Origin of the sequence: Streptosporangium oxazolinicum (genome assembly GCF_039537505.1) — a bacterium.
Lineage (GTDB): Bacteria > Actinomycetota > Actinomycetes > Streptosporangiales > Streptosporangiaceae > Streptosporangium > Streptosporangium oxazolinicum.
This window is the reverse complement of record NZ_BAABAQ010000021.1, coordinates 26,119-38,873: the sequence shown is the minus strand read 5'-3', so window position 1 is coordinate 38,873 and position 12,755 is coordinate 26,119. Positions and strand designations below refer to the sequence as shown.

Here is a 12,755-nt window from a genome sequence, read left to right as displayed (position 1 = left end):
GCAATACTAGGCACCCCCAAGGACGTCAGCTACCGTGAGTTACGTGGATTCCGGTCAGGTACCAGAAGACGGTAACACTACGTCACCGATTTGGGTCAGTGACCGACAGGCCGAGGACCGGCCGACGTCTCGACCCGCCGCGCCAGCGTCTACGTACGCACCCGTCGAGCGCGCCTCGCTGCGCGGCCTGCTCGACCACCCGAAGTACCGCCATCTGCGCCGGCGCGCCCTCATCGCGGTCGGCGTCGGCGTGCTCGCGGGCATCCTGCTGGCCAGCTGGCCGCTGGGCTTCACCGCCGCCGTGGTGGCCGCGATCGTCGACACGGTGCTGCGCGCCCGCTCCAACTCCTCGGTGCCCGCCTGGCGGCGCGCCTCGGTCGCGGAGCGGCGCACGGAGATGCAGCTGAAGCGGCTGGAGCGCGGGGGTTACCGCACCCTGCACGCCCGTGCGATCCCCGGCAGCGAGGCCCAGATCGACCATCTGGTCGTGGGCCCCACCGGCGTCTACGCGGTCGACTCCGAGAAGTGGGACAAGCGCCTGCCGGTCCGCGTCCAGTCGCACCGCAAGCTCTTCCACGGCCCGTTCAGCCAGAAGCCCCGCCTCGACGAGGCCCGCTGGGAGGCCTCCCAGGCCGGAGAGCTGATCGGCGCCGAGCTGGGCCGCGAGGTCACGATCGTGCCGTCCCTGGCGATCTACGGCCCGGCCATCCCCTGGAAGGTCCTCAACGTCCGCGAGGTCGACGTATTCGACGGCAGTCGTGTCCGTAAATGGATCACCAAGCGGGAACGCTCACTCACCGACGCCGAGATCGACAGGATCTTCGAGGCCGCCGAGCAGGTGCTGCCCGCCCGCTACCCGGAGAACTGATTCCGGACGTCCCGCAGGCCCGTTCTCGCACGACCGCTTCTCTCCCGCCGGGACCGACGGGAGTCAGCCCCGCTCCGGCGCCCCGGCCCGGCGACTCCCGTCTCCCCCTTCCCGCTCTCCCCTTCCGCGCGGGCGCCCGTCGCGGGCGACGCGTCGGGTGACCGAGGCGGGTGGCCGGGGAGCCGCCCCGGGTGCCGCTCGCCCCGGGTTCGCCGGGCGCGGAGACCTTGGTAGTGTCGGAGAACACCCTGGGCCCGTATCGGGCCCGCCGGCCGCCGCCCCGGTGCCCACCCCGTGCCCCGTCGGCGTCCCGGAACCGTCCCGACGACCTGCGCGTGACCTGCGCGGCGCCTCGCCGCCCCCCGCCTCGTCACCGCCGCGTCACCTCGTCCGGTACGCCGATCGTGCCCGTGCGCTGTTCACGGAACGTGTGGTCACGAGCCGGATGTCTCGCGGCATGGACAGGCGTCTCACGCACCGGGCGGTAGCCGTACCATTTGTAGACACGGTTTCGATGATGGGAGAAGCCTCATGCCCGCCCTCAGGTCGCGTACGGTCACTCACGGCAGGAACATGGCCGGGGCCCGGGCCCTGCTCCGGGCGACGGGTGTGGCCGGTGAGGACTTCGGGAAACCGATCATCGCCGTGGCCAACAGCTTCACCCAGTTCGTTCCCGGGCACGTCCACCTCCGTGAGGTCGGCGACGTCGTCGCCGGCGCGATCCGCGAGGCGGGCGCGATCCCGCGCGAGTTCAACACGATCGCGGTCGACGACGGCATCGCGATGGGCCACGGCGGCATGCTCTACTCGCTGCCCAGCCGGGAGCTGATCGCGGACGCGGTCGAGTACATGGTCAACGCGCACTGCGCCGACGCCCTGATCTGCGTCTCCAACTGCGACAAGATCACCCCGGGCATGCTGCTCGCCGCCTTCAGGCTCAACATCCCCACGGTCTTCGTCTCCGGCGGGCCGATGGAGGCGGGCAAGACCCCCAACGGCAAGCTCGACCTGATCGACCCGATGATCGCCGCCGCCAACGACGCCGTCTCCGACGCCGAGCTGCTGGAGATGGAGGAGAACGCCTGCCCGACCTGCGGTTCGTGCAGCGGGATGTTCACCGCCAACTCGATGAACTGCCTGGCCGAGGCCATCGGCCTCGCGCTCCCCGGCAACGGCACGATCCTCGCCACCCACAAGGCGCGCAGGAAGCTGTTCGAGGACGCCGGGCGCCAGCTGGTGGAGATCACCCGCCGCTACTACGAGCAGGACGACGAGACGGTCCTGCCGCGTGCCATCGCGACCAAGGACGCGTTCGAGAACGCCATGGCGCTGGACGTGGCGATGGGCGGCTCGACCAACACGATCCTGCACATCCTGGCCGCGGCCCGCGAGGCCCGGGTCGACTTCGGGCTGAAGGAGATCAACGAGATCTCGCTGCGGGTGCCCTGCCTGTGCAAGGTCGCCCCCGCCACGGCGAAGTACCACGTCGAGGACGTCCACCGCGCGGGCGGCATCCCGGCGATCCTGGGCGAGCTCGACCGGGCGGGCCTGATCCACCGCGACGCGTACACCGTCAACGGCGGCACCCTGGGCGACTACCTCGACGGCTGGGACCCCCGGTCGCCGCAGGTGCTGCCCGAGGCGCTGGAGCTGTGGCACGCGGCCCCCGGCAACGTCCGTACCGTGAAGCCCTTCTCCCAGGGCGCCCGCTGGGAGGAGCTGGACCTCGACCGGTCCGAGGGCTGCGTCCGCGACGCCGAGCACGCCTACACCCGCGACGGCGGCCTCGCCGTCCTGTACGGCAACGTCGCCACCGAGGGCTGCATCGTCAAGACCGCTGGGGTCGACGAGTCGATCTGGAGGTTCGAGGGCCCGGCCGTGGTCTTCGAGTCGCAGGACGACGCGGTCGAGGGCATCCTCAACAACAGGGTCAAGGCCGGCGACGTCGTGGTGATCCGCTACGAGGGGCCGAAGGGCGGGCCCGGCATGCAGGAGATGCTTTACCCCACCTCGTTCCTCAAGGGCAAGGGGCTGGGCAAGGACTGCGCGCTGGTCACCGACGGCCGCTTCTCCGGCGGCACGAGCGGGCTGTCCATCGGCCACGCCTCCCCCGAGGCGGCCGAGGGCGGCACCATCGCCCTCGTCGAGGACGGCGACCTCGTCGCGATCGACATCCCCGGCCGTTCGATCGAGCTGAAGGTCTCCGAGGAGGAGCTGGCCGCCCGTCGTGAGAAGCTCCTGGCCGACCTGGGCGGCTACCGGCCGCGCGACCGCCAGCGCCAGGTGAGCGCCGCGCTCCAGGCGTACGCCGCGCTCACCACCTCGGCCTCCACCGGCGCCTCGCGCGACCTGTCGCAGCTGTCCCGCTGACCTGGGCTTCCTGTCGGGTAGAGATGTCTTACCCGACAGGAAGTTCGAAAAAATGTCGGTACTCGGCCGTATTATCAGGGTATGGCTGATGTCATGAAGCTCACCGCCCCGCTCACGGCCGCCGAGATCGCCGCACTCGCCCTGTCGATGGCGCATCTGGGGTCGGGTCCGCAGGCCAACGCCGCCCGCAGCGGTCTGCGCCACGCCTTCGAGCAGATGGAGCTCGACGACGACGTCGTCGCCACCACCCTGGCGACCCTCACCGAGCCGATGTCCGCCCCTATCGCCGACCGAGCCCGGACGATCGCCAACGCCATCACCTCAAACCTCGTCATCCGCCTCCACTACCAGGACGTCTCCGGGCGGGTCACCGTCCGCGACGTCGACCCGGTGACCTGCATGGTCCACCGCGAATACTGGTATCTCGTCGGAATGTGCCGCATGCGCGGCGCGATCCGGGCCTTCAGGTTCGACCGGATCATCGCCACCGAGCCCACCTTCGTGCCGGCCCGCCCGCACCGGGCCGAGGCGTTCCTGCCCTTCCAGGGCAAGCGCGCCGCCTAGCCGGACAGCCGGTCGGATTCGTTGGATCTGTCACCCGGCGGCGCGAGCCGATCCGGGTGACAGACCCGGATGCGCGGGCCTAGCCGCAGCAGCCGCCCCCGCAACACCCGCCACCGCCACCGCCGGAGGGCTGGGGCGCGGCGGCGGAGGAGCCGCCGGTCACGGCGACCGTGGAAAGCAGTTTGACGGTGTCGTCGTGGCCGTCGGGGCAGAGCGCCGGATCGCCGGAGCGGGCCATCGGGCGGGAGATCTCGAAGGTGGACCCGCAGGCGCGGCAGCGGAAGTCGTATCGGGGCATGACCCCAAGGTTACCCAGGTCGCCCGGATCTCTCACGCGAAGGTGATCGAGGCGTAGTCGCTCACCGGCCGGTAGCCGATCGCCTGGTAGATCGAGTTGGCCGTGGCGTTGGACAGATCGGTGAAGAGCAGCACCTCGGCGGCGCCCTCGGCCCTCACCTTGGCACTCACCGCGTGCGAGATCGCGCTGCCGTAACCCTTCCCGCGAAACTCCGGGGGCGTGTAGACCGGGCCGATCCGGGACATCCCGCCGAGGGACGCGGAGGCCCCGGCGAACGCTACGGATCGCCCGCCCGCCTCCCACACGACCAGTTCCCGTCTGGCGATCCGGCTGGCCACCAGCGCGGTCAGGTCGACGTGGGCGACCCCCTCGGCCTCGGCCTGGAACTCCTCCCCCCACCGGACCAGGAGGTCGAGATCGGTGGCGACGGCGACACGAGAGGCCCCGTCCACCGGGGGCGCCGGGGAGGCGAGCGCGTCGAGCCGGTAGAGGCGCTCGGCGCGGCGCCCGGCCTCGGGCCGCCACCAGGATGCGGCGAACGTCTCGGCCAGCGGGAGCGGCCCGTTCACGCCGGAGATCGCCCGCTCCGTCTCGATCAGGCGGGTGGCGAGCTCCGGCACGGTGTCGGCGGGGATCTCGGGGAGCAGGAGGGCGTGGGGAGGCGTCTGGATGGCCGCCGCCACGACCCGGCCGTCGCGCTCCAGCCGCCCCAGCAGCACGTCGTCGCCCCACAGGCCGCCGCGTATCGCACGCAGGACCGTGAGCGGGACGGTGTTGCGCACCGGATCGCGCAACAGCCACGGCTCCGCCACGCCCGTGTACGCCTCGGCATCGGAGGTGAAGATCCATGTCATGGGGTGATTGTGCCGATCGTGGATCCTCCGTGCCGGCGGGTGGCGCCCGGCACGCGGGCGTGACAGGGCGGCCGGAGCCGACGAGGCCGCCGCGGCCGCGTTCCGCGGGGTGGCCGCGTCGGCCCCGTCATCCGGACACCGGCCCTCAGGCCGCGCTCTCCGCGAGGTAGGGCGCCCACTGGGGATCGCCGACGATGTGCGCGCCGATCAACCTCCAGTGGACGCCGCGTGGCACCACCGGGGCGACGTCGAGCGTCCACCCCAGCTCCTCCAGCATGCGGTCGGCCTTGCGGTGGTTGCACGTCGTGCACGACGCGACGCAGTTCTCCCACGTGTGGGGGCCGCCTCGGGAGCGCGGGATGACGTGGTCGATGGTCTCGGCCCGCTGGCCGCAGTAGGCGCACCGGTAGTCGTCCCGGCGCATCAGCGCGGTCCGGGTCAGCGGGATCCGCGACCGGTATGGGATCCGGACATATCTCCGAAGCCTGATCACCGAGGGAACGTCGAGCGTGCGGCTCGCCGAGCGGAACACGGCGCCCCGCCCGTCGCGGTGCACGACGTCCGCCTTCTCCCTGAGGACGAGCACGACGGCTCGGTGCAGGGAGAGTGTGGTCAGGGGTTCGTAGGTGGCGTTCAAGAGCAGGACTTGGCGCATCAGCGGGCCTCTCCCGCCGTGCGACGCGTCGATTGAGGGGGCACGCCACTGCGTGCCCCGGCTGGCGGCCCCTCCTGGGGCCCGGGCGCTTCCGTCACGAGGACCTCCGCCGGACGGCCCAGCGGATGCTCACCACGGCACCGTCCTTCACCAAGTTTGGCTGCTGCAACCTGGTTCTCGCCACCCATAAATGACTGGAGAGACACCTGATACGTTTTATGCCCGCATTACCAGTTCTTAACTCCTCCTGCCGTAGATCAGATACGCCCCCCGCGCAATGCCGCCGTCCCGCGGCCCCGAGGTCGTAGTGTTCGAGCCATGACGCGACAGCCTTACCCTCCAGCCAGCCGCCTTGAGCTCGTCGACGAGCTCCACGGTGTGCCTGTTCCCGACCCCTATCGATGGCTTGAGGACCCGGACGATCCGGCGACGAAGGATTGGCTGGTGGGGCAGGAGAGACTGCTGGAGAGCGAGCTGGACGCCCTTCCCGGCCGTGAGGGCTTCAAGGCCAGGATCGCGGAGTTGCTCGGATCGGGGTCGATCGGCGCGCCGACGTGGCGCGGGGAGCGGCGTTTCTTCATGCGGCGCACCCCCGGGCAGGAGCACGCCGTCCTCTACACCGTGGACCCCGGCGGCGCCGAGCGGGCGCTGCTCGACCCGATGACGCTCGACCCGACCGGGCTGACCACCCTCGACTCCTGGCAGCCCGACAAGGAGGGCCGCCTGCTCGCCTACCAGGTCTCGGTGGGCGGTGACGAGGAGTCGAGCCTCTACCTCATGGACGTCGCGTACGGTGACCGGATCGAGGGGCCGATCGACCGCTGCCGCTACTCCCCCGTGGCGTGGCTGCCGGGCGGCGAGGCCTTCTACTACGTGCGCAGGCTGCCCGCCACCGAGGTGCCCGAGGGTGAGGAGCAGTTCCACCGCCGTGTCTACCTGCACAGGGTCGGCACCTCCACCGCCGAGGACGTCCTGATCTTCGGCGAGGGCCTGGAGAAGACCAATTACTACGGCGTGGCGGTCTCCCTCGACGGCCGCTGGCTGCAGATCTCCGCCTCCAGGGGTACGGCCCCGCGCAACGACCTGTGGGTCGCCGACCTCCAGGCGTCCTCCCCCTCCTCGCCCGACCTGGTCGTCGTCCAGGAGGGCGTCGACGCCCAGAGCGCCCTGCACTTCGGCCGCGACGGCCGCCTGTACGTCTTCACCGACCGGGACGCCCCGCGCGCCCGCGTCTGCGTGACCGACCCGTCCGAGCCGTGGTTCGAGAAGTGGCGCGACCTGATCCCGCAGGACCCCGAGGCCGTGCTGACCGACTTCGCGATCCTCGACGATCTCGACCGGCCGGTCATGCTCGTCGCCTGGACCCGTCACGCGATCAGCGAGATCTCGGTCCACGACCTGGTCACCGGCGAGCGTGTCGGCGAGGTGCCGACCCCGGGGCTGGGCACCATCGGCGGCATCAGCGAGCGCCCCGAGGGCGGCCACGAAGCCTGGTTCGGCTACACCGACAACACCGTGCCGCCGAGCATCCAGCGCTACGACGCCCGCACCGGCGAGACGACGCTCTGGGCGGCCTCCCCCGGCGCCGTCGAGGTCCCCGCCGTCAAGACCGAGCAGGTGACCTACCTCTCGGCAGACGGCAGCGAGGTCCACATGCTGGTGATCTCCCCGCCCGGCGCCGAGGGCCCGCGCCCCACCATCCTGTACGGCTACGGCGGCTTCGGCATCTCGATGACCCCCGGCTACTCGGCGTCCATCCTGAGCTGGGTCGAGGCGGGCGGCACGTACGCCATCGCCCAGCTGCGCGGCGGCGGTGAGCAGGGCGAGGAGTGGCACCGGGCCGGGATGCTCTCCCTCAAGCAGAACGTGTTCGACGACCTGCACGCCGCGGCCGAGCACCTGATCGCCACCGGGGTGACCACGTCCTCGCGGCTGGCCATCTCCGGCGGTTCGAACGGCGGCCTGCTGGTCGGCGCGGGCCTGACCCAGCGCCCCGACCTGTACGCCGCGGTGGTCTGCTCGGCACCGCTGCTCGACATGATCCGCTACGAGCTGTTCGGCCTGGGCGCGACGTGGAACGTCGAGTACGGCTCCGCCGAGAAGCCCGACGAGTTCGCCTGGCTGCACTCCTACTCCCCGTACCACCACGTGCGGGAGGGGGTGTCCTACCCGGCGACGCTGTTCACCGTCTTCCAGTCCGACACCCGGGTCCACCCGCTGCACGCCTGGAAGATGTGCGCCGCCCTGCAGCACGCCCAGGCCTCGGAGCGGCCGATCCTGCTCCGCAACGAGGCGGAGGCCGGTCACGGGGCCCGCGCGGTGAGCAAGACCGTCGAGCTCGCCGCCGACCAGCTCACCTTCCTCGCCCACCACACCGGGCTGACCTCCTGAGGGCGTGAGCTCACAGAGCCTTCGGTCGAAAGGGGCGCGTCCGGGAGTCCGGAGGCGCCTCCTCGACGGGCGCGGCGGCCGGGCTGTCGGCCCGCCGGGGGCGGCGCGCCGCTCACGCTGAGCGGCCCCGGGGCCCCGGCGCGGCTGCCGGGGTGCGGTGGATCCGGTACGGCGACGCGCCTGCCTAGTGCTGCGTTCCTCACTGGAAGTGCAGATCCCCACCGGCCCAGGAGGTTGTAGACGGGAAGGATCACCCCAGCGACCTTGGGTTCTTGATAGCCCGTTCTCGACCTGCTTTGAGGAACGTCGCACTAGGGGAGGCCGGACGTGCCTGCTTAGGGGAGGCCGAGGGTGTCGCGGGCCGCGGCCACGGCGGCCTGGCCGAAGCTGACGCCGCCGTCGTTCGGGGGGACGGCGCGGTGGGTGAGGACCCGCAGGCCGCGGAGCCGGAGGGCGGTGGTGAGGCCGTCCAGCAGCAGCCGGTTCTGGAAGACCCCTCCCGACAGGGCGACCGTGCCGAGGCCGGTGTCGTCGCGCAGCCGCGCGCACACCCGGGCGGCGGCGACGGCGAGCCCGTTGTGGAAGCGGGCCGCGACGCGCGCCGGGACCGCCCCGGCACGCGTGTCCTCGACGACCGCGCGGACGAGGTCCGCGGCCCTGATCGTCACGAGCGGCCCCTCGTCGGCGATCCGTGCCTGGTAGGCGCCCTGCTCCGTCGGGTCGGCGCACTGCTCCAGGGCGATCGCGGCCTGCCCCTCGTATCCGGCGGTGTCGCGGAGCCCAAGGATCGCCGCCACCGCGTCGAACAGGCGTCCGGCGCTGGAGGTGAGCGGGGAGTTCGTCCCGGCCCTGGCCACCGCGACCACCTCGTCCCAGCGGTGCCCGTGGCGGGCCCTGACCGGCAGGTCCTCCGGGAGCCCGTCCCCGTACGCCGCGTGCAGGTGCGCCGCCGCCATCCGCCAAGGCTGCCTGATCGCCGCGGTGCCGCCGGGCATCGGCACCGGCGCCAGGCGCCCGGCACGGGTGAAACCCACCAGGTCGGCCACCAGGAACTCGCCGCCCCAGATGGTGCCGTCGGTGCCGTAACCGAGGCCGTCGAAGGCCACCCCGATGACCGGGCCGCTCTCCCGGTTGTCGGCGAGGCAGGAGGCGATGTGCGCGTGGTGGTGCTGGACACCGGTCAGGTCCACCGATCCCGGCGTCTCCAGGCCGAGGGCGTACTTGGTGGACAGGTATTCGGGGTGGAGGTCGTGGGCGACGAGCCCCGGGGTGATCCCGAGCAGGCGCCGGAGATGCTCGATCCCCTCGGTGAAGGAGCGCAGCGTCTCGTAGTTCTCCAGGTCGCCGATGTGGTGGGAGACGAAGGCGTGCCCCTGCCTCGCGAGGCAGAACGTGCTCTTCAGCTCGGCGCCGCAGGCGAGCACGGCCCTCCTGGCGGGCGGTGAGAGCCGCAGGGGCTCCGGGGCGTACCCGCGTGATCTGCGCAGCGGCAACGCCCCGCCCCGCGCGGCGAGGAGCACGGAGTCGTCGGCGCGGACGTGGATCGGCCGGTCGTGGGTGAGGAAGGCGTCCGCGACCCCGGCGAGCCGGGCGAGCGCGTCGCCGTCGCGGTAGGCGATGGGCTCGTCGGAGAGGTTCCCGCTGGTGAGCACGCACGGGCGGGCGAGTTCGGCGGCGAGCAGGTGGTGGACCGGCGTGTACGGCAGCATCAGGCCGAGGCGGCGGTCGCCCGGCGCGACGGCTCCGGCCACCTCGGCGCCGGGGCGGCGGGGCAGCAGCACGATCGGGCGCTGGGGGCCGGTGAGCAGCCGCTCGGCCTCGGCGTCCAGCTCGCACAGCGCCCGCGCGGCACGCAGGTCGGGGACCATGACCGCGAACGGCCGCTCCTCGCGGTGCTTGCGGGAGCGCAGGACCCGGGTGGCCTCCTCGTCGGTGGCGTCGACCGCCAGGTGATACCCGCCGAGTCCCTTGACGGCCAGGACGCCGCCCGCTCGCAGCACCTCCACCGCCGCCCCGATCGGATCGGCGCCATCGCCCGGACCGCGTGCGTGCGCGCCATCGCTACGAGGACCGCCGCCGTCCAGGCTGTCACCGGGGCCCCGAGGGGGCGGATCATCGTCGTGGAGGCCGCCGTCCAGCAGGCGGAGGACCGGGCCGCAGGCCGGGCAGCAGATCGGCTGGGCGTGGAACCTGCGGTCCGACGGGTCGAGGTACTCCCTCTCGCACTCCCCGCACATGGCGAACCCGCCCATCGTGGTGGCGGGCCGGTCGTAGGGGACGTCCCGGATGATGGTGAACCTCGGCCCGCAGTTGGTGCAGTTGACGAAGGGGTGGCGGTGACGCCGGTCGGCGGGGTCGAACAGTTCGGCCAGACAGTCATCACATGTCGCGACATCGGGTGAGACAAGGGTGACGCGGTGGTTTCCCCCTTGGCTGGCCGCGATGCGGAACCCCCGGTCCCCGCGTACCGGTATCGCGGTGGTCGTCACGCGGTGGATCGCCGCCAGCGGCGGGGCCTGGTCCCGCAGGCCCTCCCGGAAGCACGCGACGTCGCCGGGCTCCCCCTCGGCCTCGATGAACACGCCCCGGTCGTCGTTGCCCACCCACCCGGACAGCCTCAGCCGCCGGGCCAGGGAGTGGACGTGGGGGCGGAATCCCACCCCCTGCACGATCCCCTCGACCCTGATCCTGACCCGGATCCGCGCCGGTCCCCGTCCCGTGCCCATCCCGCCATCCTTCCCGCGCCCGGCGGGGATGCCTCGGGGGCTCGCATGATCTGGACGGGAAGGTTACGTCAATGATCAGAGCTTTGCCGTTGGTTGTCGAGCCGGGGGTGTCGAGCCTGAAACGGCCAATCGTAATGTGGCGACTACCGTGAAAAATACGGAGCGTCGACATGCCTGGCACACCGAGTACGCAAACAGCGCCTCTCTCACCACCGGCCGTCATACCGGTCACGGAGGCGGCGGTCGTCGCGGCCTTCGCGCGCCGGGACCACGCCGGGCGTGCCCTGGCGGGTGACGTGGGACGTGTCGCGAGTGCCGCTCGGGCCATGGCCGCCAGGTTCCACCTCGGCGGCAAGCTGATCGTGTTCGGCGACGCGGGCGCGGACGCCGCGCACGTCGCGGTCGAGTTCATGCACCCGGTCATCGTGGGCAAGAGGGCGCTCCCGGCGGTGGCGCTGAGCACCGACGCCACGACGGCCGGCGGGGTGAACGACGAGGACGGCGACGAGGTCCTCGCCCATCGGGTGCGCCACTGGGCGGACGCCGCGGACACGGCCCTGGGGATCTCCCGGGACATCCGGTGCCCGAGCGTCCTGCGGGGGCTGGAGACCGCCGGGGAACTGGGGCTGCTGACCATCGCCCTGACCGGCGCCGGGGACCACGGAGCCGGGGGCGGTGAGGGGACCGGCCCTCTCCCGGCCGGGCACACCACGACCGAGCACACCACGACCGAGCACACCTTGACCACACACAGTACGACCACGCACAACACGACCACGCACGGCACGACCGCGCACGGCACGACCGCGCACACCGTCACCGCGCACCCCCTGACCGGCCGCCTTCCGGCCGACCACGTCCTGGTCGCCGCGTCCGACGACCCCGCCGTGGTCAAGGAGGTCCACGTCACCGCCTACCACCTGCTGTGGGAGCTGGTCCACGTGTTCCTCGACCGGCTCGGCCCGCCCGCGCGGGGGGCGGAGCGATGAACGGGCCCGAGGACTGCACCGACGGTGTCTGCGTCACCTGCTCCGACCAGGCGCTGCCGATGAGCGTGGTCAGGCTGCTGGAGGGAGAGCTCGCGATCGTCGACGCGGGCGGGGTCCTCGAAGAGGTGAGCGTGGCACTGGTCGACCCGGCGGTGGGCGACATCGTCCTCGTCCACGCCAGGGAGGCCATCGCCGTGGTCGGGCACGGGAACCGCAGGGGGAAGGACGGCGATGAGCGCGCTTGACGAAACGCCCGCGGAGGGCATACGCGGCCTGTACCCCTTCCTGTACGACCGCACCGAGCACGATGCGCACACCGACCGGCCCGACCGGCCCGGCTTCGGAACGGCGGAGCTGGAAGCGGAGGCCGTACGGTCGGCCGTGGAGAAGACCGGCGAGATCGTACGGCTGCGCGGGCGGCTGGCCGAGGAGTCGGCGGCGGAGCTGGCGGCGTGCGCCGAGGAGATGGCCGCGCGGTTCGTCGCGGGCGGGCGGCTGTTCAGCTTCGGCAACGGCGGGAGCAGCACCGACGCCCAGGAGGTCGCCACCGCCTTCCTGCACCCCCGCCTCGGCCCGGCCCTGCCCGCCCTCTGCCTGACCGGCGATGTCGCCGTGGTCACCGCGCTCTCCAACGACGTCGGCTTCGAGGTGGTCTTCGCCAGGCAGCTCGCGGCGCTGGGCCGTCCGGGGGACATCGCCGTCGGCCTGTCTACGAGCGGCGGGTCGGCCAACGTCGTCCGGGCGTTCGAGGAGGCGGCCCACCGGGGCATGCTCACCGTCGGACTGGCCGGGAGCGGGGGCGGCAGGCTGGCCGAACTGTCCGAACGGGGTGTCCTGGACCACCTGTTCGTCGTCCCCTCCTCCTCGGTGCACCGGATCCAGGAGGCTCAGACCACCCTCTACCACGTGCTCAGGGAACTCACCTGGCACGCGCTCGGATCGCCGCCGACCCCTCGGGCGCCCAGCCCCGGGTGAGGAGAACCCGTCATCCGCGCGTTTCGTCCCCCTTCACGTTCCACAGACATCCACGAGGAGGGGAG

Annotated in this window: 11 protein-coding genes; 7 read left to right on the top strand and 4 right to left on the bottom strand. The window is 72.1% G+C overall.

The genetic code is table 11. The features are described from left to right. Positions 1 to 43: 43 nt before the first annotated feature. The 3 genes from ABD817_RS37825 to ABD817_RS37815 all read left to right on the top strand — a co-directional run bounded on the left by ABD817_RS37825 (position 44) and on the right by ABD817_RS37815 (position 3,802). Complete coding sequence (locus ABD817_RS37825; protein ID WP_344923281.1) at positions 44 to 868, top strand: nuclease-related domain-containing protein; 825 nt, start codon at positions 44 to 46, stop codon at positions 866 to 868. Between the two features lie 531 nt (positions 869 to 1,399). Then, positions 1,400 to 3,238 (top strand): dihydroxy-acid dehydratase, encoded by a 1,839-nt coding sequence (ilvD, locus tag ABD817_RS37820; protein WP_344923280.1) that lies wholly within the window; start codon positions 1,400 to 1,402, stop codon positions 3,236 to 3,238. A gap of 81 nt (positions 3,239 to 3,319) precedes the next feature. Continuing rightward, complete coding sequence (locus ABD817_RS37815; RefSeq protein WP_344923279.1) at positions 3,320 to 3,802, top strand: helix-turn-helix transcriptional regulator; 483 nt, start codon at positions 3,320 to 3,322, stop codon at positions 3,800 to 3,802. 79 nt (positions 3,803 to 3,881) lie between these two features. On the opposite strand, the gene ABD817_RS37810 is transcribed toward ABD817_RS37815, so the two are convergent. The 3 genes from ABD817_RS37810 to ABD817_RS37800 all read right to left on the bottom strand — a co-directional run bounded on the left by ABD817_RS37810 (position 3,882) and on the right by ABD817_RS37800 (position 5,609). After that, entirely contained in the window at positions 3,882 to 4,100 is a 219-nt protein-coding gene (locus ABD817_RS37810) for an FmdB family zinc ribbon protein (RefSeq protein WP_344923278.1), read from the bottom strand. A 32-nt stretch (positions 4,101 to 4,132) separates the two neighbouring features. After that, positions 4,133 to 4,954 (bottom strand): GNAT family N-acetyltransferase, encoded by an 822-nt coding sequence (locus tag ABD817_RS37805; RefSeq protein ID WP_344923277.1) that lies wholly within the window; start codon positions 4,952 to 4,954, stop codon positions 4,133 to 4,135. 145 nt (positions 4,955 to 5,099) lie between these two features. Next, positions 5,100 to 5,609, bottom strand: a complete 510-nt coding sequence (locus ABD817_RS37800) for an HNH endonuclease (RefSeq protein WP_344923276.1) — start codon at positions 5,607 to 5,609, stop codon at positions 5,100 to 5,102. A 318-nt stretch (positions 5,610 to 5,927) separates the two neighbouring features. Here ABD817_RS37800 and ABD817_RS37795 point away from each other — a divergent pair, with 318 nt between their 5' ends. Then, positions 5,928 to 8,000 carry a prolyl oligopeptidase family serine peptidase gene (locus ABD817_RS37795; protein WP_344923275.1) on the top strand — a complete coding sequence of 691 codons (2,073 nt, stop codon included), beginning with the start codon at positions 5,928 to 5,930 and terminating at the stop codon, positions 7,998 to 8,000. Positions 8,001 to 8,335: 335 nt separating this feature from the next. Here the strand turns inward: ABD817_RS37795 and hypF are convergent, their stop codons facing one another. Next, positions 8,336 to 10,726, bottom strand: a complete 2,391-nt coding sequence (hypF, locus tag ABD817_RS37790) for a carbamoyltransferase HypF (RefSeq protein ID WP_344923274.1) — start codon at positions 10,724 to 10,726, stop codon at positions 8,336 to 8,338. Between the two features lie 170 nt (positions 10,727 to 10,896). Between hypF and ABD817_RS37785 the strand changes: the two genes are divergently transcribed. Genes ABD817_RS37785 through ABD817_RS37775 form a run of 3 tightly spaced genes read left to right on the top strand, consistent with a single transcriptional unit; the run spans position 10,897 to position 12,690 of the window. Then, a complete protein-coding gene (locus ABD817_RS37785; RefSeq protein WP_344923273.1) occupies positions 10,897 to 11,715 on the top strand; it encodes an SIS domain-containing protein in 819 nt (272 codons plus the stop codon). Then, a complete protein-coding gene (locus tag ABD817_RS37780) occupies positions 11,712 to 11,960 on the top strand; it encodes a HypC/HybG/HupF family hydrogenase formation chaperone (RefSeq protein ID WP_329084487.1) in 249 nt (82 codons plus the stop codon). Before ABD817_RS37785 ends, ABD817_RS37780 begins: the two co-directional genes overlap by 4 nt. After that, positions 11,947 to 12,690, top strand: a complete 744-nt coding sequence (locus ABD817_RS37775; protein WP_344923272.1) for a D-sedoheptulose-7-phosphate isomerase — start codon at positions 11,947 to 11,949, stop codon at positions 12,688 to 12,690. The genes ABD817_RS37780 and ABD817_RS37775 overlap by 14 nt, the downstream gene beginning before the upstream one ends. Positions 12,691 to 12,755: the final 65 nt, after the last annotated feature.

What these genes read in the sequence shown, in the direction of transcription:
- ilvD (WP_344923280.1), top strand. Translation starts at nt 1,400, where the DNA reads ATGCCCGCCCTCAGGTCGCGTACGGTCACTCACGGCAGGAACATGGCC.
- ABD817_RS37815 (WP_344923279.1), top strand. Translation starts at nt 3,320, where the DNA reads ATGGCTGATGTCATGAAGCTCACCGCCCCGCTCACGGCCGCCGAGATC.
- ABD817_RS37810 (WP_344923278.1), bottom strand. Translation starts at nt 4,100, where the DNA reads ATGCCCCGATACGACTTCCGCTGCCGCGCCTGCGGGTCCACCTTCGAG.
- ABD817_RS37805 (WP_344923277.1), bottom strand. Translation starts at nt 4,954, where the DNA reads ATGACATGGATCTTCACCTCCGATGCCGAGGCGTACACGGGCGTGGCG.
- ABD817_RS37800 (WP_344923276.1), bottom strand. Translation starts at nt 5,609, where the DNA reads ATGCGCCAAGTCCTGCTCTTGAACGCCACCTACGAACCCCTGACCACA.
- ABD817_RS37795 (WP_344923275.1), top strand. Translation starts at nt 5,928, where the DNA reads ATGACGCGACAGCCTTACCCTCCAGCCAGCCGCCTTGAGCTCGTCGAC.
- hypF (WP_344923274.1), bottom strand. Translation starts at nt 10,726, where the DNA reads ATGGGCACGGGACGGGGACCGGCGCGGATCCGGGTCAGGATCAGGGTC.
- ABD817_RS37785 (WP_344923273.1), top strand. Translation starts at nt 10,897, where the DNA reads ATGCCTGGCACACCGAGTACGCAAACAGCGCCTCTCTCACCACCGGCC.
- ABD817_RS37780 (WP_329084487.1), top strand. Translation starts at nt 11,712, where the DNA reads ATGAACGGGCCCGAGGACTGCACCGACGGTGTCTGCGTCACCTGCTCC.
- ABD817_RS37775 (WP_344923272.1), top strand. Translation starts at nt 11,947, where the DNA reads ATGAGCGCGCTTGACGAAACGCCCGCGGAGGGCATACGCGGCCTGTAC.